At 59.9% G+C, this 289-nt stretch carries 1 protein-coding gene; it reads left to right on the top strand.

Annotated features, from left to right (window positions below; translation table 11 throughout):
* The coding region (locus VX037_RS23675) for a transposase (RefSeq protein ID WP_328716104.1) at positions 1-289 on the top strand (289 nt) is incomplete at both ends.

Genomic DNA, 289 nt, shown 5'->3' with positions numbered 1-289 from the left:
CTGCTGCATACCGGCTGCTGGATCGCCTCGATCCCCGCACCATCGTCCTGGCCGACAAAGCTTATGACGCCGACGGCATCCGCGACTTGATCGAGGCGCAGGGCGCGGTGCCGAACATCCCGGCCAAATCCAACCGCAAATGGAAACCCTGCTTCAGCAAGGTGCTTTATCGCGAGCGCAATCTCGTCGAGCGCTTCTTTAGCAAGCTCAAGCACTTCCGCCGTATCGCTACCCGATACGACAAACTCGCCGCGAACTTCCTCGCGATGGTCCAACTGGCATCAATGCG

Origin of the sequence: Gordonia sp. Z-3 (assembly GCF_036233855.1) — a bacterium.
Classification (GTDB): Bacteria; Actinomycetota; Actinomycetes; order Mycobacteriales; family Mycobacteriaceae; genus Gordonia; species Gordonia tangerina.
Note: the sequence above shows the minus strand (reverse complement) of the source record. Positions and strands in the feature narration are given on the sequence as shown.